The sequence below is a fragment of the Sphaerobacter sp. genome (assembly GCF_019683595.1).
In the GTDB taxonomy this organism is placed as follows: Bacteria; Chloroflexota; Chloroflexia; order Thermomicrobiales; family Thermomicrobiaceae; genus Sphaerobacter.
Genome location: NZ_JADGHZ010000027.1, coordinates 1 through 23561, shown reverse-complemented (window position 1 = coordinate 23561; position 23561 = coordinate 1). Strand labels below are relative to the sequence as shown.

The following is a 23561-nucleotide window of genomic DNA, read 5'->3' as shown; positions in this document are numbered from 1 at the left end:
GCCCCGCCCGCTACGAGTGCGCCGTAGCCGGGGCGTCCGCAGGGGCCTCTCGCTCGGGCTCGCGGTCCCAGTCGTCCGGCCGGCGGGCGACCTGGGTCGTGACCAGCAGGCCGCCGTAGCCGATCTCGGCCATCAGGCGCCGGTCGATCGGTTCCTTTGCCAGCGCGTAGGGGAGCAGCAGGTCCAGCACCGACGTGCGGCCGTACAGCTCGCAGGAGGCCAGGCCAAGGAACGGCACGTCGCCCGCGTAGGCGACCCAGAACATCGTGCCGGGGTCGACCGGCGCGCCGCGCCGCACCAGGCGCCCCCCGGTGCCCCGCAGCGCGGTGATGAAGGGGTCGGCGGGGTCGAGCACGATCGACCCGGCGACCAGGACCACCTCCGCCCCGGCCGCGAGCAGCTCCCGGTAGGCCGTGGTGATGCCTGCCGGCTCATCCGCATCCAGGTGGCGCACCTCGATCAGCCGGGCGCCGAAGCGCTCCAGCGTGGCCGCCATCTGGCGCTCGGCGACGCGCAGGTTCGCCGGGCGGATCCGGGTTCCGGCCAGCATCGCGACCCGCTCGGCGACAAACGGCGCCACGCGGGCGAGCGGCCCGCGCCGAGCGCGCGCCAGCGCCCGCTGGATCGCCCGCTCGGGCATGTACAGGGCCGGTGCCTTCACGATGCCGACCGTCTCCCCGGCGGTCACGACGCGGCCGTCCAGCGCGGTCGCCACCAGCGCGGCGCCGGTCCGGTTCACCCGCTCGACCGCACGGGCATCAACCCGCAGCAGCCCAAAGCCTGCCGCGTGAAGGTTCACCTGCCCCTGGTGTGGCCCTTCCAGGTCGATCCCCGGCCCGACCAGGCCCCTGGCCAGCGCCAGCGATGCGTCGGGCTGGGCCACATCGCCCGGCCCCGGGACGACGACCTCGAAGGTCACCTCGTCGACCCCCGCCGGCAGGCGCTCGATCGCCTCCACCAGCGGCGTCCCGCGACGGATCGTCACCGATGGTCGGACCGACGCCAGCGTAAGGTCGCGGCAGAGCACTGCACCGGGGAGGGTTGCCGGGTCATCCCCGACTCGGAACGTTCGTCGCTGCATCGTTGGTTCCTTCCATCCGCGCTGTGGCGGCGACGCGAGCGCCGCGACCTGATCCGGCCCAACCTGCCTCGTCTCTCCTCCTGACTCCTATCCATAAGGATAGTCCACATCGCTCCCTTCCGGTGCGCGCCCCTCCGAAACGAGCCCGGGCTCGCGCGCAGGTGAAACACAGAGCCTGCCGGCGACGTTTGCCTTAGTGGAGTACCTCTATCGGTGCGCCTGCCCCACCGGGCGGACGCCGCACACTATGGAAGGGATCCCCATGTTCAATCTCCCCACCAAGACACGCCGGGCGTACCGGCGCGTCGCCGGCGTTCTTCTCCTCGCGAGCGTCACCCTCCTTCTGGCCGCGTGCAACAGCACCGCAGCCGCGCCCTCCGCCCAGGCCGATCCGTCGCCTCCAGCCGCCACCACCGCCGACGCGGCACCGACCACGGAGGAAGTCGCCGAGCCCAACCCGGGAGCGGGCGACACGTACCGCGATGACCGCAGCACGGCCGAGGCCGTGGTGGAGTCGTACTACAACGCCATCAACCGCCAGGAGTACGTCCGGGCCTACTCGTACTGGGAGCCGGAAGCTGCCGAGTCGCAGCTCCCGCCGTTCGAGCAGTTCCAGGAGGGATACGCACAGACCGCTTCGGTGGACCTGACGATCGGGACCGTGACCTCCGACGCCGGGGCCGGTCAGCTCTACAACGCCGTGCCGGTGGCGCTCGTCGCCAAGCAGACCGACGGCTCGACGCAGACCTTCGTCGGCTGCTACCAGCTCCACCTCGCCAACCCGGCGATCCAGGGCGAACCGCCCTTCCGCCCGATGGGCATCCGGTCCGCCAGCATCGACCAGGTCCCCAACGACGCCGACATCCCCTCGTTGCTGGAAACCGCCTGCCAGGAGTAGCGGCGGGCGTGGTGGGTGCGCCGCGCCAATCGGCCCCCAGCCCGCTGCTGGTGTGAGGCGGATGCATCGGATCAAGGCGCGTGGCTCGGGCCCGGGGCTTATGGGGTTTGACGAATTACAGAGATGCACGCGGTCGGCCCGTGCCCGGGAGTGGGTGGCGAGAAGGATCACATCGTGGCACGTGCCCGGGGCTCAAGCCGCCGGGCTGACAACGAAAGCCGGCTTCAGCCGCGTGCCGGGGTGGGTTCCGCACCGACGTTGGGACGCGAGACGGGTGGTGCGAAGGATCCCGCACCCTGGTGCGTGCCCGGCGGCTTGAGCCCCGGGCACGGGCCGCGGCGCGGGGATCCTCACGCCACCCACCCCGGATCACGGCCACGGCGCGGGAATCCTCACACCGAGTCTAGCTATGGAAAAGCAGTTGTGAAATAATGTTCAGGTTGAGGCCAACTTCCGAGGCGGCCGGGTCGAGCCATGACCGCCATGGGGGACGATGGGGGGACCGGCCGGCTCACTGAGGAGGCGCGAGGTGCACCTCGCGATGGAGGAATGACGACGATGTCGGATAGTCCGCGAGCCTGCTCCTGCAGCCCGGAGCAGGGTATCCGTTGCCCCGAGGGGCAGCGGCTATACGACAGCGCGCGAGCGCTCCACTTCCGTGCATTGCGCGATCCGCTGATCCTCGGAGCCTACCGCGAGGCGTGGGCTGCCTACCTGGCACACGTCTCCGCCCGGCGCGCGCAGCCCGAGCCGGAACCGGATCCATCCCTCCCACCCAAGGCCGTAGCCTGGCTCCGTTTCCATCGCTGGCTCTACCGGCGCGGGTACTACGCTGACGACGTAAGTGCCGCGTGACCGGCGTGCTCCGGCCCGCGTAGGCGCGTGATTGTCAAGCTGGCCACCGCAGCCGGCGTCATCCTGATCACACGAGTGGCTGCCTCTGGCGGCGCTCACCGCAGGCGGTCCTAGGTGCCGCCCGGCAGAGGGTGCGTGTGCTAGCGACGACGTGAGGAGGGGTCGAGGAAGTCCCGAATGCCGTCGCCGAGGAAGTTCGATGCCAGCGCGACGGACAGGATCGCGAGCCCCGGTCCCGCGGCGACCCACCAATGGTAGAAACGTGCCGCACCGTCGCGGATCATCGCGCCCCATTCTGGCTCCGGTGGCACCGCCCCCAGACCGATGAAGCTCAACGACGCGGCCAGCAGCACGACCTGCCCAAAGTCCATCGTCGCATTGACCAGGACTGACGACATCGAGAGTGGCAAGATGTGGCGCGCCATCAACCGCCTGGGGGACGCTCCCATCGCGACCGCGGCCAGCACGTGATCCTGTTCGCGCACCACGAGGATCTGGCCTCGGAGGAGCCGCGCGTAGACCGGCCACCAGACGATGATCATGGCGATCATGGCGTTGCCGATCCCCGGGCCGAGTGCCGCCGTGATCGCCATTGCCAGCACGATCGGGGGAAATGCCAGGGTGATGTCCGAAATGCGCATGAGAACCTCATCGACCCATCCCCGGAAGAACCCGGCGACGGCGCCGATGAGGCAGCCCAGCCCGGCCGACGCTGCGATCACGATCACAGCAATCCGCAGCGATATCTTTGCCCCGTAGAGCGTCCGGGTGAAGACGTCGCGGCCGAGTGCGTCGGTCCCGAAGGGGTGCGTGAGGCTGGGGCCGCTCAGCCGGGTGCTCGTTGGTTCAAGTGGCCCAAAGGGTGCCCACCACTGAACGGTGAGCGCGACCACAACCCACAACGCGAGTACTGCTGTGCCCACCAGCACCGGGACCGGCACACGCCGCGAACGAAGACGCAGCGCGGGGAACCAGTGCCGCGAATGTTCCTCAGCGAGCGTCGTGTCGACCGTCATACATCACACCCTGGTGGTTCGTTCCGCCACGGACGCGGGACTCTGATGCGTTCCGTTCCATGGCCCGCCGGATGAGGCCGTAGCAGCCGAGCCGCGTGATCACGAGAGGCGAACACGTGGGTCGACCAGCGCATAGGCCACGTCGGTCACGAGATTCGTGACGATGTACGCCGCACCGACGAAGAGCGACACGCCCATGATTGCCGGGAAGTCGAGCGTCCGCGCCGCCTCCACGGCGTACGATCCGATTCCCGGCCAGGCGAAGATCGACTCGGTGAGGACCGCACCCGCGATCAGGGATGCGAACGAGAGCCCGATGATGGTCAGAACCGGGATCAGTGCACCGCGCAGTGCGTGCGTTACGATGACGCGGGTTTCCGTTAGGCCTTTGGCCCGCGCGGTCCGCACATAGTCCTGGCTGAGCACCTCGATGAGGCTCGCCCGGACCAGGCGCGAGATGATCCCGAGCACGAGCCAGCCCAGGACGACGGACGGCAGCACGAGATGCTTCAGCGCATCCCAGAACAACGGGAAGTCGAGGGCGACGAGGGCGTCGAACGTGTAGAGCCCGGTCAGGTGCGGGGGCGGGTTTCGCTGCGGGTCCAGGCGACCGGGACCGGGAAGGATCCCGAGTTTGCCGTAGAAGATGAAGAGGGCGATCAGTCCCGCCCAAAACACCGGGACCGATGACCCGATCAGCGCGATGAGCCGCGCGACGTGATCGACCCAGGTATCGCGCTTCAGGGCCGCGATCATCCCAAGCACGACGCCCACCGACACGGCGAACAGCATGGCTGCCAGCGTCAACTCCAGCGTCGCTGGCAGCCGGCGCAGGAGATCCTCTGCCACCGGCGACTTGGTACGGAAGGATGTTCCGAGATCTCCGTGCAGCAGGTTCGTCACATAGATCACGTACTGCTCGGGCAGGCTCTTATCCAGCCCCCAGCGTGCTTTCGCCGCTGCCACCACCTGCTCGTTGTGCAGTTGCCGTTCTCCCACGATCGAGGCAAGCGGGTCCGCCGGCACGGTACGCGAGACGACGAACGTCAGGGTGACGATGCCAAGCAGGAGCACCGGCATGAGGAGCAGCCGGCGCATGACAAATCGCGTCACTCGGCCTCACTCTCCGCCAGCCAAGGCAGCGCCAGGCCACGGACAGCCGCGTGGCCTGGCGCTCTCGGCTACTTCCAACTCAGCTTGGCGATCTCCAGGTTGCAGCACCCGCTGTAGTGCATCCCCTGGACATCCGAACGGTAGGCCAGCACCAGATCAGGGTTCATCAGGGCGATGATGTAGGCTTCTTCGATCATCTCGCGGCCGATCTGTCCGTAGAGGTCGGCCCGGGTTGCCTCATCACTCGCCGCGAGGGCCTGCGCGTAGAGCTCGACAACCTTGTCGTTGACCACATCTCCCGCGTCGGGACCGCCGACGCGACCAGCCCACGCACCGCCCGGGATCATCCCGAAGTACTCGATGTACTGCGACGGATCGGTATGGTCTGGCGCGTAGTAGCCGGCGGAGACGGGAATGCCCGGGTCGACCCGCTCCTCAAGCCAGACCGCGAACTCAATCGGCTGGAGGTTCAGCTCGATGCCGATCTCCTTCAGGTCGGTCTGGATCTTCTGCATCATGATGTTGAAGTCGACCCCGTAGACGTTCATGTTCGGGTAGCGGGCATCGATGGTGAACCCGTCCGGGTAGCCGCCCTCTGCCATGAGTTGCCGCGCCCGGTCCAGATCCCGCTCCGGCAGCGGTAGGTTTTCCGTGCCGAGGAATCCGTTGGGGATCGCTGTAGCTTGCTTCCGCCCGGCTCCACCCAACGTCACCTCGATCAAGCCCTCGTAGTCGATCGCGTAGCGGATGGCCTGCCGGACTTTCGGATTCAACTCATCACCCAGGCCCCGCGCGCCCGGAGACAGCACCAGGTAGAGGAAGTTGAAGGAGGGGACGTTCTCGATGATGATATCGCCTCCAGACTGCATGTCCGCGGCGACATCCGGGCTGATCTGCATGGCAATGCTGACGTCACCGCCCTCCAGCAACTGCCGCTGCGCAACGGCGTCCATCACCTCGCGGATAGTGACGTCCTTGATCGCCGGGGGATCACCCCAGAAGTTCTCGTTCGCGGTCAGCACGATCTCGTCGCGCTCCCGATAGCTGACCAGAACGTAGGGCCCGCTCCCGGCCGAGTTCGACATGAACCAGGCTTCGGCGGTATCCGTGGTATCTGCGTCGGGGTCCGCCGTCGCGCCGTTTTCCATGGCCAGGTCGCTGTTGACGATAGCGGCGTAGGGCGACGCCATCTTGGCGAGGAAGGCGGAATCCGGCTTGGCGAGGTTGATCACGACGGTTCGGTCGTCAGGGGTCTCAATGCTCTCCAGCCCGTCCACGAAGAAGGAGGGCGACCCCTTCAGGTTGTGCAACCGTTCGAGCGACCACTTGACGTCCTTTGCCTCCACCGGAGAGCCGTCGGCGAAGGTCGCGCGCTCGTCCAGCTTGAACGTGTACTGCGTGAGGTCCTCGTTCGAGGACCACTCGGTCGCAAGCTGGGGGATCAGTGTCCGGTTATCCGAGAGATCCAGGCCCACCAAGCGCTGATAGGTCGCCGTGATGACGATCTGGCAGGTGTCGCAGAACGCTCGGTGCGGGTCGAGCGAGTTGATATCGGTGTGGCGTGCGATGACGAGACGCTTGCCCGACTGCTCGCCATTGCTCGGCGCATCCGTCGGCGCCTTTGTCGCGTCTCCGCCTTCCTGCGGGGTGGAACTGCCTGATCCACAGGCCACCGGGAAGATCAAGAGCAGGAAGACTAACACCAGGTATGGCCAGCGACGGGATGTGCCGAGCATGCCCACCTCCTCCACTCCCCAGCGACCCTCGCCAGGGGATGAGCCGATCCCTGCCCCCACGAAACGTATGCCCTGCGAGCGAATCGTCGCCGAACGGCCGGCCGGTGCCGGTGTGAACCGACGGATCACGGCCGGGGTGGCCGGCGAGCCTTCACGCACTGCTAAGGGCCGCGGCGCTCTGAGCTGCTTTCTTCTCACGCACCGCTTGTTCTGTTGCCGATTGGCGCCATAGACAGTAGTATGCCTCCCGAGAGCTGTCAACCCTGTTAATCAGCATCCGGGCATCACCCCAGCGGGCCTCGAGCACGCGCGAGTGGGTGCATGTCGGGGGGAGGGTATCGATCGTGTCGCGGACGGTGTCCTGGTCCAACTGGTCCGGCGGGGTCTCGTGCACCCCGCAACGGGTCGAGGTGCCCGAATCCGAGGCTCTGGTTGTCGATCTCGTGCGCGCCGCGGAGGAGAGCGACGCAGTCGTCCGGGTCGCTGGCAGCGGCCACTCCTTCGTGCCGCTCTGTGCAACTGACGGGGTGGTGCTCTCGCTCGACAACCTTCAAGGCGTGATCGACATCGACCCGGATCGCCAGCAGGCCGTGGTCTGGGCCGGGACCAAGCTCCACCAGCTCGGTGAGCCGTTGTGGCGGGCCGGCCTTGCGTTGGAGAACCAGGGCGACATCGACCGGCAGTCGATCGCCGGGGCCATCAGCACCGGCACGCACGGCACCGGCGTGCGTCTGGGTAACCTGGCGACCCAGGTCGCCGGCGTGCGCCTCGTGCTTGCCTCCGGCGACATCCTCGACTGTTCCGCGACCACAGAGCCGGACGTGTTCCACGCCGCACGCATCTCGCTGGGCGCGCTCGGCGTCATCACCCAGTTCACACTTCGCCTGGTCCCGGCCTATCGTCTCCGTGAGCGGACCTGGGCCGCCTCCGTGGACGAGTGCCTGGAACAGCTACCCACGCTGATGCAGGCGACGCGGCACTTCGAGTTCTTCTGGTGTCCCAACACGGATACCTGTGCGATGAAGGCTCTGGACCCCACCGATGACGAAACCACCCCGCCGCAAGAGCGACCCTACGCGCCACCGGGGCATGTGGACCGCTACGTCGGCCCGGAGCGCGTCGATTGGAGTTACCGGATCTTCCCGTCGGACCGGTCGGACCGGTTCAACGAGATCGAGTTCGCCGTCCCGGCATCGCTCGGCCCGGACTGCTTCAGCGAGATTCGGCGCCTCATGCAGGAGCGCTACCCCGATGTCACCTGGCCGATTGAGTACCGGAGCGTGGCCGCGGACGACATTCCGCTCAGCCCGGCCTATGGGCGGGCGACCGTGACGATCTCCGTGCACCAGGGGGCATCGCTGCCGTACGAGAACTTCTTCCGCGACGTCGAGGCGATCTTCCGTGCCTTCCAGGGTCGACCCCACTGGGGCAAGATCCACTGGCTTACGGCGCGCGAGCTCAGAGACCTGTACCCGGAATGGGATCGGTTCCAGGCCGTCCGCGAGCGACTCGACCCGAACGGCCGCTTCCTCAGTCCCTACCTGCGCGAGCTGCTCATCGACTGAGCACCGGAGCGGGCGGCCAGGACGTCATCTGGCGGCAAGAGCAACAATCGGCACGAGCTCAGCTACCGGCGCGACCACCACAGGCGCCGGTGGCAGTGCCTGCCTCCAGGAGCGACTCATCGGCCCCCTGAGAGCTGCCCTCATCGCCGGGAACCGGGGGCGCAACCGTGGGGGACCGTGCCGCACCTGGCAGTGTTTCTGCTAGGCGTATACTGTACGGTGGAGCATGGGCCGGCGGGATGCGGGATGCTGGCGGGCTGCTCCGGTGAGCGTTGGCAGCGTCTCTGCCCGGCCGGGTAATGGCCCCTCCGCGACCGTCCGGTCCGCACCGGGCCGGTGGCGTTCCCACCACCGGAGACTATTGACGACGGGAGGGACCCCACGTGGCCAATCCACTGCAGCGCCTCGCCGATTTCGGACAGAGCTTCTGGCTTGACAATCTCAGCCGGGCCCTCATCACCTCCGGTGAACTGGCCCGGCTGATCGAGCAGGACGGCCTGCGCGGCATCACCTCGAACCCCACCATCTTCGAGAAGGCGCTCGCGAGCACGGACGAGTACGACCAGGACATCGAGCGCCTGGCGGCCGAGGGCAAGAGCGATGAGGAGATCTTCGAGGCCCTGGCCATCGAGGATATCCGCATGGCGGCCGATCTGCTGCGTCCGGTCTACGATGCGGCCGGGGGCGGCGACGGGTTCGTCTCGCTGGAGTTGCCGCCGTATCTCGCCACGGACACCGAGCGCTCGGTGGCCGAGGCCAAGCGCCTCTTCACCACCATCGACCGGCCCAATGTGATGATCAAGGTGCCGGGAACGGAGGAGGGGATCCCCGCTATCGAGCAGCTCATCGCCGACGGGGTCAACGTCAACATCACGCTCCTCTTCTCGCTCGAGAACTACCGGCACGTGATCGAGGCCTACCTGCGCGGGCTGGAGCGCCGGGCCGCGGCCGGGCAGCCGCTGGCCCATGTCAACTCGGTCGCCAGCTTCTTCGTCAGTCGGGTGGACACCGAAGTGGACCGCCGTCTGGAGCAGAAGCTGGAGGAGGAGCGCGACCCGGCGCGGCGGGAGTTGTTCCAGTCGCTCCTCGGGAAGGTGGCGGTGGCCAACGCCAAGCTCGCCTACCAGGAGTTCCGGAAGGCGTTCCTCGACGGCGAGCGCTTCCGGGCGCTCCAGCAGCAGGGTGCGCGGGTGCAGCGGCCGCTCTGGGCCAGCACCAGCACCAAGAACCCGGCTTACAGCGACGTGGCCTACATCGAGCCGTTGATCGGCCCGTACACGGTCCAGACCATGGCCCCGGTCTCGGTCGAGGCGTTCCGCGACCACGGCGTGGTGGCGGAGACGGTCGAGCAGGGGGTGGCAGAGGCCCGGCAGACGCTGGAGCGGCTGGCCGAGGCGGGCATCGACTACGACGAGGTCACGACGCTGCTCCAGGAGCAGGGCGTGGCGGCCTTCAACAAGTCGTACGACAACCTGCTCAAGGGGATCGCCGAGAAGCGCGCGCTGCTGACCGGCCCGACCGGGGGGAGGTCGGCCAACCTCGGCCCTTTTGATGAGGCGGTCCGCTCCGCCCTCGACCGGCTGACGCGCGACCGCTTCGTCGAGCGAATCTGGCAGCATGACCCGAGCCTGTGGAGCGATGACCCGGCGGTGCAGGCGACGATCGCCAACCGGCTGGGCTGGCTCGATGTGCCCGCGGCGATGCTGGGCGACATCGCGACCTTTACCGCGCTACAGGAGGACATCCGCGGCGCCCAGTTCGAGCGGGCGCTGCTGCTCGGCATGGGCGGCAGCAGCCTCGCGCCGGAGGTGTTCCAGCACACGTTCGGAAACCAGATCGGCTTCCCCGAGCTGATGGTGGTCGACACGACCGACCCGGATGCGATCATCCGGATCACCCAGGGGCTGGATCTCGAGCGCACGCTCTTCATCGTCAGCTCGAAGTCGGGCACGACCGTGGAGACGCTGTCGCTCTACCGCTATTTCCACAGGCTGATGGTGGATCGACTCGGCGCGGCGGAGGCGGGCCGGCATTTCATCGCCATCACCGACCCCGGCACGCCGCTGGCTGCGATCGCGGCGGAGCAGGGCTTCCGTCACACGTTCCTCAACCCGCCCGAGATCGGTGGGCGCTACTCGGCGCTCTCGTACTTCGGGTTGGTGCCGGCGGCGGTGATCGGGCTCGATGTGCGTGCGCTGCTGGAGCGAGCCGCGCCGATGGCGGAGCGGCTGAAGCAGCCGGGCGCGGACAACCCCGGCCTCTGGCTCGGCGCGGCGCTCGGTGGGCTGGCGCTGGCGGGCCACGACAAGCTGACCTTCGTCTTCGAGCCGGCCCTGGAGCGCCTTGCCGATTGGCTGGAGCAGTTGATCGCCGAGAGCACCGGGAAGGAAGGCACCGGGATCGTCCCCGTCGCCCACGAGCCGCTGGCCAGCGCCGGGGATTACGGGGCGGACCGGGTCTTCGTCGGGCTCGACCTGGTGCCGCAGCCGCACCCGCAGACCGACGCGGTGCTGGAGGCTTTGGAGACGGCCGGCCAGCCGGTGATCCGCCTGCGGATGGGGGACCAGTGGGATCTCGGCGCCGAGTTCCTGCGCTGGGAGTTCGCGACCGCCGTGGCCGGGGCCGTGCTGGGGATCAACCCCTTCGACGAGCCGAACGTGCAGGAGAGCAAGGACAACACGAAGCGCCTGCTGGAGGAGTTCCGCAAGCGCGGCGGCTTGCCCGAGCCGCCTCCCGAGGCATCGGGGGACGGGGTGTCGGTCGTCGGAACGCCGGCGGCAACGGTCGGCGAGGCGATCACCCGTTTCGTCGAGCAGGTGCGCGTGGGCGACTACGTGGCGATCATGGTCTTCCTCGACCCGACGCCGGAGGTGGAAACGCCGCTGCGGGAGATCCGCGACCTGCTGCGCGACCGGCTGGGGGTGGCCACCACGCTCGGCTATGGCCCGCGCTTCCTGCACTCGACCGGCCAGCTCTACAAGGGCGGACCGGCGAACGGAGCGTTCATCCAGATCGTCGCCGTGCCGCAGCACGACCTGCCGATTCCCGAGGAAGGGTACACGTTCGGGACGCTCTTCCGGGCGCAGGCGCTGGGTGACTTCGAGGCGCTCCGGCGGCGTGGTCGGCCGCTGCTGCGGCTGGAGTTGCATGGCGACCCGGTCGATGGGTTGAAGCGGGTTCTCCAGATGCTGGCGCCGGCCGCGCTGCGCTGATCGGTGTTGATGGAGCGAGCACGACGGGCAGGGTGCTGCGTATCGAGCTGTTGACGGCAGGAGAACGGGAACGCGGGCGTCGCGCGGCCCCCAGTTCCCGCCGGGCGGACAGGATCAGCAGCGTGCCCGGCCGTTGGACCTGTTTGGAATGTTGGCGAGGACGCCAGCCACCGCACGGGAGGGCGTGATGCCCTCCCTGACCGCTTTGGAGCGGGAGGACCGTACCGGCGAAGGAGTGAGTGCATGGATCTCGCGATCATCGGGCTGGGCCGCATGGGCTCGAACATGGCGCGGCGGCTGATGCGCGACGGCCACCGGGTGGTGGTCCACAACCGGAGCCCGGAGCCGATCAAGGAGATGGAGCAGGAGGGCGCCGTCGGGGCGTATACCCCGGCGTCGGTGGTGGACCGGCTGGCGCCGCCGCGGGTGATCTGGATGATGATCCCGGCGGGCGACCCGGTCGATGACATGATCAACAAGCTGCTCCCGCTGCTGTCGCCGGGCGATGTGTTGATCGACGGGGGTAACTCGAACTGGAAGGACTCCGTGCGGCGCGCGGCCGCGGTCTCAGAGCGGGGTATCCACTACCTCGATGTCGGCACCAGCGGCGGTATCTGGGGCCTCGAAGTGGGCTACTGCCTGATGATCGGGGGTGAGGAGGCGGCCTTCCGCATTGTCGAGCCGGCCTTCAAGAGCCTGGCGCCCCCGGATGGGTACCGGCTGCTGGGTCCGAGCGGCGCGGGGCACTTTGCCAAGATGATCCACAACGGGATCGAGTACGGCATGCTCCAGGCCTACGCCGAGGGATTCGAGATCCTGGAGTCGTCACCCTACGAGTACGACCTGGCAGGACTGGCCGCCCTTTGGAACCGGGGAAGCGTGGTACGGTCCTGGCTCTTAGAGTTGGCGGAGCGGGCCTTCAAGGAAGACCCGCACCTGGAGTCGATCCGCGGCTACGTCGAGGACTCCGGCGAGGGGCGGTGGACCGTATTCCAGGCGATCGACCAGGACGTGCCGGCACCGGTGCTGACGCTGTCGCTCATGACCCGCTTCCGCTCGCGGCAGCCGGACTCGTTCGCCGCCAAGGTCGTCGCCGCGCTGCGTCGCCAGTTCGGCGGCCATGCAGTGAAGCAGAGCGGCGGCGGGGAGTGACGGATTGGCCCTCACCCCCGGCCCCTCTCCCAACCTTGGGAGAGGGGAGCGATTCATCGTCTCATTCCCCCTCTCCCAAAGTTGGGAGAGGGGGTCAGGGGGTGAGGGCGAACGCAACACGCAACACGCAACACGCACTTCGCAGGGAAGAGGCATCGATGCAGAGCGCCACAGTGACGAACCCGCTGCGGGAGGGTCTACCGCTGGAGCGGACCCCCGCTCCCTGCGCCATGGTGATCTTCGGTGCATCGGGTGACCTGACCCGCCGCAAGTTGATGCCGGCGCTCTATAACCTGGCGTTGGAAGGACTCCTGCCGCCCGGCTTCAGCGTGGTCGGCTACGCCCGGCGCGATCTGGAACACGGCACGTTCCGCGACCAGATGCGCGAGGGTGTCAACCAGTTCTCACGCCGCCGGCCGGTCGATCCCGATATGTGGGAGGTGTTCGAGCAGGGGATCTCCTACGTCCAGGGAACGTTTGAAGATCTGGGCGACTACGAGCGCCTCGGCCAGGAACTGCGCCGCCTCGACCGCGAGCGCGGCACGCAGGGCAACCGCATCTACTACCTGGCGACGCCCCCCGACCAGTACGAGACGATCGTTGACAACCTCGGTCGCGCCGGATTGAACCAGCCGGCCGAGCCGGGGAGCTGGACGCGGCTCATCGTCGAGAAGCCGTTCGGGCGGGATCTCCAGAGCGCGCGGGCGCTCAATGACCGCTTGCTCCGTATCTTCGACGAGGAGCAGATCTACCGGATCGACCACTACCTGGGCAAGGAGACGGTCCAGAACATCCTCGCCTTCCGCTTCGCCAACGGGATCTTCGAGCCGATCTGGAACCGAAACTACATCGACAACGTGCAGATCACGGTGGCCGAGAGCATCGGGATCGAAGGCCGGGGCGCCTACTACGACCAGTCCGGCGCGCTGCGCGACATGGTGCAGAACCACATGCTGCAGCTCCTCAGCGTCATCGCCATGGAGCCGCCGATCGCCTTCGAGGCCGATGCCGTGCGGGACGAGAAGGTCAAGGCCCTCCGTGCCATCCGGCAGGTGGATCCGGCGCGTGTGAACGAGATCACCGTGCGCGGGCAGTACAGCGCCGGCTGGGTCGGCGGCCAGTTCGTGCCGGGCTACCGCGAGGAGCCGCACGTCGATCCCAACTCGATGACCGAAACCTTCGTGGCCCTCAAGCTCTTCATTGATAACTGGCGCTGGGCCGGGGTTCCCTTCTACCTCCGCACCGGTAAGCGGATGCCGCGCCGGGTCACGGAGATCGCGATCCAGTTCAAGCGCGTGCCCCATCCGCTCTTCCGCGGCGCGGCTGCCGAATCGCTGGAACCAAACGTGCTAGCCATCCGAATTCAGCCGGACGAGGGCATCTCGCTGAAGATCGCCGCCAAGGTGCCGGGTCCGCAGATCCGTCTGCGCTCGGTCAACATGGGGTTCCTGTACGGCACCTCGTTCCTGGTTGAGTCGCCCGATGCCTACGAGCGGTTGCTGCTCGATTGCATGCTCGGGGACTCGACGCTCTTCACGCGCCGGGACGAAACCGAGGCAGCCTGGCGGCCGATCACGGCGATCCTGGAGGGGTGGGCCGAGGCGCCGCCGCCGTCGTTCCCGAACTACGAGGCAGGAACGTGGGGGCCACCCGAGGCCGACGAGTTCCTGGCCCGTGACGGCCGCGAGTGGCGCCGTCCCTAGGACACCGGTAGGTGCGGTCCGTCAGGTGGTGGCTCATTCCAGGTCGTCACCGTCCTGACCGGTTCCGTCCGGACGAAGGCTCGCGTGCCAGGATGGCCCCTCCAGAGAGGCTGCAACTCGGACGGAGCGGCCGCCCCGCCGCTCCGCGTCTGCCGGTTCCGCTTCCGTGGACCCGGCGAGGGAGACCAATCGCGCTTCACCGGCGCAGTGAGCACATCGCGCGCATAGGGGGAGGGTACATGGGCGAGGTCGATATCAGCCGGGAGGTCATCGGGGTCTCTGGACCCGCCGTCGATGTCGAGGCGATCGAGCGGGAGCTGTCGAACCAGTGGAAGGCGCCGGACCTGGTCGCGCTGACGCAGATGGACGTCGTGCCGACCCGGACGAGCGTTCTCAACCTGGTGCTCGTCGCCCCCGACCGGGTGGCCGCCGCCCGGCTCACGCGCATGATGGGCCAGCTCTCGGTGCACCACCCGTCGCGCGTCGTCATTTTCGTGATCGCCCCGGCCGCTGCTGACCCGAGCCGCGCGATCGAGGCGCAGGTCACGACTCAGTGCTCCGCCATCCCCGACGCGCACATCGCGCCCTGCTTCGAGCAGATCATCGTCCCGGTCCCGCCCCGCGCGTCGCACATCATCGCCAGCGTGATCCCCGCGCTCGTGTTGCCGGACCTGAAGACGTTCCTCTGGTGGCCGGGGTTGCCGCCGCTGCGCGACCCTGGGATGGTCCGGGTGGCCCGCGCGGTCGATCGACTCATCATCGACTCGCTCGATTTCACCCACTGCATGGTGAACCTGACCCGGGTCCATGACCTGTGCCGGCACCTGGAGCAGGGGTGCGCCATCAGTGACCTGAACTGGGCACGCATGATGACCTGGCGTGAGGTGATGGCCCAGTTCTTCGACGCGCCCGACCACCAATGGGCGCTCGATGCCGTGTCCCGGATGACGCTCCGCTACGGTCACGCCCGCGGCGCGGCGGACAACGCCGCGCAGGCGTTGCTCTTCGCTTCCTGGATCGCGAGCCGGTTGGGCTGGCAGGTACGCGGCGCCGAGCGCTGGGGGAAGGACGCCATGATCTTCACGGCGCGCCGCCCCGACGGGCGCGACCTGACGATCGTGCTGGAGCGTGCACCGGTGCCGCGCCGCTACAACGGGATGCTGCTGGCCGCCACGCTCACTGCGGACGACGGCCGCCGCAGCAGCGAATTCCGCGCCGCTCGGGTCGACGAAGACCTCGGCACGATCCGGGTCAGCACGCTGGTCGACGGCGTGCCCCGGCTTGAGTACGCCACCCGCTGCATGACCTCGGACGCCGGGGAGCTGCTGGTGCATGATCTGCGGCGACCCGGACACGATACCCTGTACGAGGACGCGCTCGACGTCGCGCGGGCCTTCGTCGGTGCGCTGCGGAAGCGGGAGGAAGCATGAGAGAACAAACGGTCGTTGTCGTGCCGGACGCGGAGGCGTTGGCCGAGGCAGCAGCGCGCCGCTTTGTGGCGATCGCGCGCGAGCAGATCGCCGAGCGCGGGCGGTTCACCGTCGCGCTCTCCGGCGGCTCGACACCGCGGGCGCTCTACCGCCTGCTGGCGGAGCCGCCCCAGGCGGACGCGATCGACTGGTCGCGCGTGCACGTCTTCTGGGGCGACGAGCGATGCGTGCCGCCGGACCACGAGCAGAGCAACTACCGGATGGCGCGCGAGGCGCTGTTGGACCACGTGCCGATCCCCCACGACCAGATCCACCGGATCGAAGCCGAGCGCGAGCCCTCCGATGCCGCCGCGCACTACGCCGCGACACTCACGCGCGTCTTCGACCTGGGAGTCGGCGAGATGCCCGACTTCGGGCTGATCCTGCTCGGCATCGGGGCCGACGGCCACACGGCGTCCCTCTTCCCCGGGACGCGGGCACTGACGGTCCGGGGCGTCCCCGTGGTGGAGAACGTCGTGCCGCAACTCGACACCGTGCGCATCACCCTGACCGTGCCGGTGCTGACCGAGGCGGACAACATCATGGTGCTCGCGGCCGGAGCGGATAAGGCACCGGCGGTGCAGCGCGCGCTCGAAGCCCCCTACGCACCGGAGCAGACCCCGGCACAGTACATCCGCACCGCCTCCGGCACCGTCGTCTGGCTGCTCGACGAAGCCGCCGCCAGCCAGCTCACCGGGCGCCGATCGGCGGGGTAGGGGCATACGGGCTCCACTCCCGATCACACGGTGTCTCCAGTCCGGCAGGTGCCCAGGGGTGAGCGCCGGGCACGCGCCCCGGCGCGGAACCCTCCGGCCACCCGTGGATCCTCGCACCACCCGCTACCACGCGCGGATGGCGACTTGCGACCGTCCACTACCTCACCGTATCCGCCCCGCGCGTAGCCACCATGGCATCAGGCCCTGCCTCCCCCACCCTTGCCCGGCGGACCGGAAACGCGTGTTATGGTTCCATCGTGGACCATAGTGGCGGAGCGGGATGCAATATCCCCGGGCCTGGCGCGGTGGGGGAGTGGAGAGGAGCGACACGGCATGACGAGCGGGAACTGGGACACGCGTGCGGCAGTCACCTTCCACAACGCCACCAAGTATCTGGCTGTGCCCGACGCCACGGGGGCGGAGCAGATCCTGATGGGCACCCCGCCCGCGCTGGAGCCGCCGATCTGGGAGGAGGACTGGTCGCTCGAGCCCTTCCCCTTCAAGATCTACGAGACGCTCGACCCAATCGAAATCCCGCGGGATGTCACGCCCTCGGCCATCCCGGCCCTGGAGGCCATCGCCCGCACCGGCGCCGAGCCGCAGGGGCCGGCGGTGCCCGACCGCGCCACGCTTGCCCGCATCGCGCTCCTCTCCAACGGGCTGCTCAACCGCCAGACGCGGTCGCGGAGCGGCCGGGTCATCCAGTACCGCACTGCGGGCGGCACCGGTGCTCGTTACCACCTGGAGATCTACTTCGTCTGCGGCGACCTGCCCGACTTGCCGGCGGGGGTGTACCACTACGCCGCGCACGATCACAGCCTGCGCTGCCTGCGCGCGGGCGACTTCCGCCAGACCCTGGTCGAGGCGACCGGTGGCGAGCCGGCGATCGCCCAGGCGCCGGTCGTGCTCGCCATGACCAGCACCTTCTGGCGCAACGCCTGGCGCTACAAGGCCCGGGCCTACCGCCACACCTACTGGGATGCCGGGACGTCGCTCTCGCATGTCCTGGCCACCGCCGCCGCGGTGAACCTGCCGACACGGCTCGTGCTCGGGTACGCCGACGCACCGGTCAATGCTCTGCTCGGCGTCGATGGCGAGCGCGAGGCGACCGTCGCCCTCTGCGCCATCGGGAGGGATACCGCTCCCGCGCCCGCCGCGCCCGAGGTGACGCCGATCGACTACCCGACGCGTCCGATCTCCCCGCGCGAGGTCGTGTTCCCCGCCATTCCGGCGATGCACGCTGCGTCGACGCTGGCATCCGGAGAGGAGGCGACCGCCTGGCGAGCCGACCCGCTGCGGCGCACGCCACCGGAGCCGCAGGGCCGGCTCATCCCGCTGGAGCCGCTGGCGCCGGAGGATCTCCCGGACGCGCCGATCGAGGAGATCATCTTCCGCCGCCGCTCGACCCGCCACTACGACACGGAGGTCGAGATCTCCTTCACGGCCTTCTCGACTCTGCTCGACCGCTCGTCGCGCGGCTTCGCGGCTGACTGCCTGGCGCCGGGCGCGCCGTCCCTCCACGATAGCTATCTGATCATCAACGGCGTGGAGGGCCTGGCTCCCGGGGTCTATCTCCACCACCGCGACCGCAACGCCGTCGAGCTCCTCCGCGAGGGCGACTTCCGCGCCGCCGCCACCCGGTTGGCCGTGAACCAGGGGTACGCGGGCGCGGCCCACGTCAACAGCTATTACCTGACCGACCTCGACCCGGTGCTCGAGCGCTACGGCAACCGGGGCTACCGGCTGGCGCAGCTCGAGTGCTCCCTGTATGCCGGCAAGCTGCACCTCGGCACGCACACCCTCGGCCTCGGCGCGGTCGGTTCGACCTCGTTCGACGACGAGGTCGTGGAGTTCTTCTCTCCCCACGCCGCCGGGAAGAGCTACATGTTCGTCACCGTCTTCGGCAAGCGCCGCCCCCGCACCCGCTGAGCCGGGGCGCAGCATCACCAAGTCGTCACTTGAGCCACTCGGGTGGTGGCACTCCGGGCTGCGGCGTCACGGGGAGGAGTGCTGACTCCCTGCTCGCCGTCGCGTGGTTCCCGCGCCCATCGGGTGGACCCAGATCTGATCGTTATGGACAAGCCGGGCGAGATTCCCGTCAATGCGTCCCCGTCTGCGGAACACTCGGGACTGCGCTGAGGACTGTGCGTGATTTCTTGACAAGGCCAAATATCGTGCCTATTCTGAGACTGTCTTAAGACAAATGTCTGATCCCGCGCGCTGACCTGATGTGCATGGTCATCCTCGCCCGTTCCTTTGTCAGGATGGTCATGACAGGGTAACGCGACCTACAACCCATCGTTAGCGCGGGCATGCTGCTGATTGGAGAGACCTTGCAGTCAGCCTAACAGACCGTCCAATGCATTGAATGTGCCTGCGTCGGACGTAGAGGGCGGCGATGACGCCGGGACGGTGGAGGAAGGGAGCGTGGCTGTGGGGAAGACCGGACGTCGCCCCTGGGCGCATCTGGCTGGTAAGCGCAGCCGCCGGGATGTCCTGAAGCTGGCTGGCGCGCTGGGGATCAGCCTACCGTACGCTGCCTTTCTCGCTGCCTGCGGTGGAACCGAGCCTATTGAGGAGCTTGGGCAATCGACCGCGACCGCTCCCACCGCCACCAGCGATGCGGCACCTGAGCCGAGCGCGGGCCAGGGCGGGACCATCTCGGTCGGTCTGTGGCAGGAGCCGGAGAGCCTGACATGGGCTACGGGTGGGGCGTCGTTCGCCGAGCGCGCTGTTCTGCTCACGCTCCACGAGCCGCTCCTCCGCGTTGGGCCAAACAACACGCTCGAGCCCGGGTTGCTCGAGGAGGTGCCGACGGTTGAGAACGGCGGGATCTCCGCTGATGGGACCGTCATCACGATCAAGCTGAAGCCCAACCTCCGCTGGTCCGACGGCGAGCCCCTCACCATCGAGGACTATGTCTTCACCCATGAGAAGGTCGTTGACCCCAATACGGCGGCCACGCAACTCCTTGGGTGGGACAAGATCGCCTCGATCGAGACGCCAGACGAGTTGACAGCGGTGATCACCCTCGCGGAGCCCTATGCACCGTTCGTCAATGTCACGATGGCGAGTTGGTTCGGCGGTCTATTCCCGAAGCATATCCTCGGCGACGGGCGAGATATCCGCACCGAGTTCGGCCGCGCGCCGATCGGGACCGGGCCGTTCAAGTTCGTCGAATGGCAGGCGGGCAGCCACATCACGGTCGAGCGCAATGAGCACTACCATCGCGGGCCGGCGAAGCTCGACAGAATCGTCTTCAAGATCATGCCCGACCGAAACACGGTGGTGGCGCAGGTCAAGAACGGCGATATCGATCTCGCGTACGATCTAACGGAAGCGCAGATCCCAGAGCTGCAGGACATCGAAGGGCTCACGCTGTACACCACCCCGGGGACCACCGTCGAGCGGTATTTCTTCAACTTCCGGAACCCGGAAAACCTGCACGAGCCACACCCGGTCCTCAGCGACGTGCGCGTACGGAAGGCGATCGTCATGGCGATCGATCGCCAGGAGATTGTTGATACGCTGCTGTACGGCCGCACGGAGGTCGCCGTCAATGAGTTGGGCACGACGCCCTACTTCAACGACTCGTTGACCCCACTTCCCTACGACCCCGAGCAGGCCAAAGCGCTGCTCGATGAAGCAGGGTGGGTGCCCGGCAGTGATGGCATCCGCGAGAAGGACGGACGGCGCCTGTCGCTGCTCCACATCACGACCGCGGGCAATGCGCTCCGCGAGCAGATGCAGGTGGTCGTCCAGCAGTATCTCAAGGATGTCGGCATCGAAATGACGATCCAGAACTACCGCCCGGCCGAGCTCTGGGCCGGTTGCGACTCGAACGGCATTGCGGCCCAAGGCAAGTGGGATCTGGCGGGTTGGGCGGAGACGATCCCCGGCATTGACCCGGACATCAGCCTGTTCTGGTCCACCGATCAGGTAGTGGATTGCCAGACCAACCCGAGCGGCTACAGCTCCTGGGGGTACTCGAACCCGGAAGTGGATCGGCTCCTCGCCGAACAGGCCCGGACCATCGATCCCGAGAAGCGTGCGGAGATCATCCGGCAGGTGCAGCAGGTCCTCCACGACGATGTGAATGCCATCTGGCTCTACTACCGCCTGGACATCATCGCCGCGTCGAGTCGCCTCCAGGGGATCCAGCCTACACCATTCGGCGGCTCGTTCTGGAACACCGGTGATTGGTTCCTGTCGAGCTAACGCGCCGGGATCCCAAGGACTTGGGCATGCCCTGTCGGTGGGAGTGAGTTGTGGTCCGCTACATCGTCCGACGTCTCCTGCAATCGATCCCGCTCCTGATCGGGATCACCATTGTTGCCTTCGCCCTCATCCACGTGTCGGGCGACCCGATGGCGGTCTACAACAACAACCCGCGGATGTCGCCGGAGGCCAAGGCCGCGATCGCGGCCAAGTACGGCTTTGATAAGCCCCTGTACATGCAGTACTTCGTGTGGGTCAGCCGAGTCATTCAGGGCGACTTCGGCTACTCGTTCTCGACCTTCGAGCCCGTCTCAAAGATGATCGGGGAGCGGCTGCCGAACTCGCTCATCCTCATGGGCGCGGCCTTCTGCATCACGCTGCTGGTGGCGATCCCGTTCGGCATCTACTCGGCCGTCAAGCAGTACTCGTGGGGCGACCACCTGATCACGGGGCTGGCCTTCGTGGCCTTCGCGTTGCCGACCTTCTGGCTCGGTCTCCTGGCCATCATGCTCTTCTCGGTGAAGTTCAAGCAGTGGGGGTTGCCGAACCTCCCGGCCGGTGGAATGTACGATGTCAGTGTTGGGAAGACCTTTGGGCAGGTCGCCCAGCACCTGATCCTCCCGGCCAGCGTTCTCGGGCTTGTTTCCGCCGCGACCTATATCCGCCACCTGCGAGCCAGCCTCCTGGAAGTGATCTCCCAGGACTACGTGCGCACCGCACGTGCGAAGGGCCTTTCCGAGCGGAAGGTCATCTACCGCCACGCCATCAAGAACGCCATGATCCCGGTCGTGACCTTGGCGATGATGGACATCCCCTGGCTCTTCGCCGGCGCGCTGATCACGGAGCAGGTCTTCGCCTGGCCTGGGATGGGGCGTCTCTTCTGGGAGCACGCGGTCAAGGTCGACTATCCGGTTTTGATGGGGATTCTCGTGATCGTTTCGTCCCTGGTGGTTCTCTGCAACCTCTTGGCGGACATCTTGTACGCCGTGCTCGACCCGCGCATTCGCTTTGCATGAAGGGGCGGTACCGGTGTCCACGCCATCCGGCGAGCGAACCATGGCCGATCGAGCGGTGCTGCGCCGCGCGGAGGATGTGTTCGCGACCACGCAGCACCGGACCTGGCGGCAACTCGTCTGGCAGCGCTTCAAGCGTCACCGTCTCGCGATGGCTGCATTGGGAATCATCGGTGTCTTGCTGGTCCTGACGATGCTCGGCCCCATCTTCATCGATCGCGACCGTGCGTACCGGCCGAACCCGCGGATCATGAATCAACCCCCGTCGCGTGCTCACATCATGGGCACCGACGAGGTTGGGCGCGACATCTTCGCCCGTATCATCTATGCGGGACGCATCTCACTAACGATCGGCCTGGTGGCCGTGGCGATCTCGGTCGGCATCGGCACCATGATCGGCGCACTTGCCGGGTTCTACCGCGGCTGGACCGACACGCTCCTGATGCGCTTCACCGACCTCATGCTCTCGATCCCGTCCGTTTTCCTGCTCATCGCGCTGGCCGTCTTCCTGGGACCCAGCGTGCGGACGATCATCATCGTCCTCGGGCTGCTCTCCTGGATGCCCCTGGCGCGGATCATCCGCGCGAACTTCCTCTCGCTGCGGGAGAAGGAGTTCATCGAGGCGGCGCGCTGCATCGGCGCGTCGAACGCGAGCCTGATCTTTCGCCACATTCTGCCGAACACCGTCGCGCCGATCGTTGTCGGCGCCACCCTGGGTGTCGGCACGGCGATGCTGACGGAGACGGCAGTCTCGTACCTCGGTCTCGGGGTCCAGCCGCCGACGCCCTCGTGGGGCAACATGCTCTACAACGCGCAGAGCCAGATGTGGAACGCCCCCTGGATCTCGGTCTTCCCGGGACTGATGATTCTGATCACCGTGCTCTGCATCAACTTCATCGGTGATGGGCTGCGCGACGCCCTCGACCCGCGGGCCAAGCCGTAGGCGTCGCGGAGAGGGGGCAAGCCAAGGATCGCACCCCCGCGAGGTGGCACCTAAGAGAGATCCTTCGACTCGGACGGAGCCGCCGGGGGCGGCTGGCCGCGCCCCCCAGCTCTACCCAGGACGACAGCAGCGCGGGAGTGGGCGGCGGTGAGCCGCGATGAATTCGTCAACGTTCAGAACCCCACGGGGCCGATGAGGAAAGCTCGCTCCAGCGGGGTGGGGTATCAGTGAGTACAGCCCAGCGTCGGATCCCGCCGGTCGGCGCGTGCCCGGGGGTCGGGGGCGTGAAGGATCACGCGCCGTGGCACGTGCCCGGGGCTCAAGCCCCGGGCTGACAAGAAAAGCCGGCTGAAGCCGGCTGGGGCCAGGACTCACACTCCGGCAGGGGGTCTCACCTTTTGGCCCGTGCCCGGGGCTCAAGCCGCCGGGCTAGGAAGCGAAGCCCACTGAAGGGGCTAGGGACGCTGGCCCCGGCAGACTGCCGGATCGGACATGCCTGTCGGTAGCCATCGCGGCCCCTTCAGTGGGCTTACCCATATTCAGCCCGGCGGCTTGAGCCCCGTGCACGCACCACGCGTGCGGATCCTCGTACCACCCGGTCGGGTCACCGTCCTCAGCCGGCTTCAGCCGGCTTTCGTTGTCAGCCCGGCGGCTTCAGCCCCGGGCACGCGCCACTGCGTGGGGATCCCTACTCCACTCATCCTGGGCACGCGCCGACCGGCGGACACCCATATCATTCGTCAATGTCCATAAGCCGCCGGGCTGAAGAGGGGAAGCCCACTGAAGGGGCTGTAATGCCGACATGCAGACGGCTCCGGTGTATCCCGGCAAGTCGTCAGTCCTCAATGTTAAGCCGCTCGGGGCCGTGACC

At 67.6% G+C, this 23561-nt stretch carries 16 protein-coding genes; 12 read left to right on the top strand and 4 right to left on the bottom strand.

Annotated elements, in window-relative coordinates:
• Positions 1-10: 10 nt before the first annotated feature.
• Positions 11-1081, bottom strand: a complete 1071-nt coding sequence (locus IRZ30_RS05070) for a hypothetical protein (protein ID WP_294083607.1) — start codon at positions 1079-1081, stop codon at positions 11-13.
• Positions 1082-1343: 262 nt separating this feature from the next.
• Between IRZ30_RS05070 and IRZ30_RS05065 the strand changes: the two genes are divergently transcribed.
• The gene (locus IRZ30_RS05065; protein ID WP_294083605.1) at positions 1344-1979 is read left to right on the top strand and encodes a hypothetical protein; all 636 of its coding nucleotides are present in this window, start codon (positions 1344-1346) and stop codon (positions 1977-1979) included.
• 558 nt (positions 1980-2537) lie between these two features.
• On the top strand, positions 2538-2834 hold the full coding sequence (locus tag IRZ30_RS05060) for a hypothetical protein (RefSeq protein ID WP_294083603.1): 297 nt from the start codon (positions 2538-2540) through the stop codon (positions 2832-2834).
• A gap of 140 nt (positions 2835-2974) precedes the next feature.
• On the opposite strand, the gene IRZ30_RS05055 is transcribed toward IRZ30_RS05060, so the two are convergent.
• The 3 genes from IRZ30_RS05055 to IRZ30_RS05045 form a co-directional block, all read right to left on the bottom strand.
• A complete protein-coding gene (locus IRZ30_RS05055; RefSeq protein WP_294083601.1) occupies positions 2975-3850 on the bottom strand; it encodes an ABC transporter permease in 876 nt (291 codons plus the stop codon).
• A 99-nt stretch (positions 3851-3949) separates the two neighbouring features.
• Positions 3950-4963, bottom strand: a complete 1014-nt coding sequence (locus IRZ30_RS05050; RefSeq protein ID WP_294083599.1) for an ABC transporter permease — start codon at positions 4961-4963, stop codon at positions 3950-3952.
• 68 nt (positions 4964-5031) lie between these two features.
• Complete coding sequence (locus tag IRZ30_RS05045) at positions 5032-6699, bottom strand: ABC transporter substrate-binding protein (protein ID WP_294083597.1); 1668 nt, start codon at positions 6697-6699, stop codon at positions 5032-5034.
• A 344-nt stretch (positions 6700-7043) separates the two neighbouring features.
• Here IRZ30_RS05045 and IRZ30_RS05040 point away from each other — a divergent pair, with 344 nt between their 5' ends.
• From IRZ30_RS05040 to IRZ30_RS04995, 10 genes are all read left to right on the top strand, one after another.
• Positions 7044-8264, top strand: coding sequence for a D-arabinono-1,4-lactone oxidase (locus tag IRZ30_RS05040; protein ID WP_294083595.1), 1221 nt, complete (start codon positions 7044-7046; stop codon positions 8262-8264).
• A gap of 383 nt (positions 8265-8647) precedes the next feature.
• Positions 8648-11476 carry a bifunctional transaldolase/phosoglucose isomerase gene (locus IRZ30_RS05035; RefSeq protein WP_294083593.1) on the top strand — a complete coding sequence of 943 codons (2829 nt, stop codon included), beginning with the start codon at positions 8648-8650 and terminating at the stop codon, positions 11474-11476.
• A gap of 243 nt (positions 11477-11719) precedes the next feature.
• Positions 11720-12628, top strand: coding sequence for a phosphogluconate dehydrogenase (NAD(+)-dependent, decarboxylating) (gene gnd / locus IRZ30_RS05030; RefSeq protein WP_294083591.1), 909 nt, complete (start codon positions 11720-11722; stop codon positions 12626-12628).
• A gap of 158 nt (positions 12629-12786) precedes the next feature.
• Positions 12787-14331 (top strand): glucose-6-phosphate dehydrogenase, encoded by a 1545-nt coding sequence (gene zwf, locus IRZ30_RS05025; protein WP_294083589.1) that lies wholly within the window; start codon positions 12787-12789, stop codon positions 14329-14331.
• Positions 14332-14570: 239 nt separating this feature from the next.
• Complete coding sequence (locus tag IRZ30_RS05020; RefSeq protein ID WP_294083587.1) at positions 14571-15761, top strand: glucose-6-phosphate dehydrogenase assembly protein OpcA; 1191 nt, start codon at positions 14571-14573, stop codon at positions 15759-15761.
• Positions 15758-16516 (top strand): 6-phosphogluconolactonase, encoded by a 759-nt coding sequence (gene pgl / locus IRZ30_RS05015; protein ID WP_294083585.1) that lies wholly within the window; start codon positions 15758-15760, stop codon positions 16514-16516. Before IRZ30_RS05020 ends, pgl begins: the two co-directional genes overlap by 4 nt.
• Before the next feature lie 333 nt (positions 16517-16849).
• A complete protein-coding gene (locus IRZ30_RS05010) occupies positions 16850-18445 on the top strand; it encodes a SagB/ThcOx family dehydrogenase (protein WP_294083584.1) in 1596 nt (531 codons plus the stop codon).
• A gap of 498 nt (positions 18446-18943) precedes the next feature.
• Positions 18944-20734 (top strand): peptide ABC transporter substrate-binding protein, encoded by a 1791-nt coding sequence (locus IRZ30_RS05005; RefSeq protein ID WP_294083582.1) that lies wholly within the window; start codon positions 18944-18946, stop codon positions 20732-20734.
• A gap of 50 nt (positions 20735-20784) precedes the next feature.
• The gene (locus tag IRZ30_RS05000) at positions 20785-21750 is read left to right on the top strand and encodes an ABC transporter permease (RefSeq protein ID WP_294083580.1); all 966 of its coding nucleotides are present in this window, start codon (positions 20785-20787) and stop codon (positions 21748-21750) included.
• Positions 21751-21790: 40 nt separating this feature from the next.
• On the top strand, positions 21791-22690 hold the full coding sequence (locus IRZ30_RS04995) for an ABC transporter permease (protein WP_294083579.1): 900 nt from the start codon (positions 21791-21793) through the stop codon (positions 22688-22690).
• Positions 22691-23561 lie beyond the last annotated feature (871 nt).

Coding starts and splice junctions, on each gene's coding strand:
- pgl (WP_294083585.1), top strand. CDS start 15,758: ATGAGAGAACAAACGGTCGTTGTCGTGCCGGACGCGGAGGCGTTGGCC.
- IRZ30_RS05070 (WP_294083607.1), bottom strand. CDS start 1,081: ATGCAGCGACGAACGTTCCGAGTCGGGGATGACCCGGCAACCCTCCCC.
- IRZ30_RS05045 (WP_294083597.1), bottom strand. CDS start 6,699: ATGCTCGGCACATCCCGTCGCTGGCCATACCTGGTGTTAGTCTTCCTG.
- IRZ30_RS05065 (WP_294083605.1), top strand. CDS start 1,344: ATGTTCAATCTCCCCACCAAGACACGCCGGGCGTACCGGCGCGTCGCC.
- zwf (WP_294083589.1), top strand. CDS start 12,787: ATGCAGAGCGCCACAGTGACGAACCCGCTGCGGGAGGGTCTACCGCTG.
- IRZ30_RS05010 (WP_294083584.1), top strand. CDS start 16,850: ATGACGAGCGGGAACTGGGACACGCGTGCGGCAGTCACCTTCCACAAC.
- IRZ30_RS05060 (WP_294083603.1), top strand. CDS start 2,538: ATGTCGGATAGTCCGCGAGCCTGCTCCTGCAGCCCGGAGCAGGGTATC.
- gnd (WP_294083591.1), top strand. CDS start 11,720: ATGGATCTCGCGATCATCGGGCTGGGCCGCATGGGCTCGAACATGGCG.
- IRZ30_RS05020 (WP_294083587.1), top strand. CDS start 14,571: ATGGGCGAGGTCGATATCAGCCGGGAGGTCATCGGGGTCTCTGGACCC.
- IRZ30_RS05055 (WP_294083601.1), bottom strand. CDS start 3,850: ATGACGGTCGACACGACGCTCGCTGAGGAACATTCGCGGCACTGGTTC.
- IRZ30_RS04995 (WP_294083579.1), top strand. CDS start 21,791: ATGGCCGATCGAGCGGTGCTGCGCCGCGCGGAGGATGTGTTCGCGACC.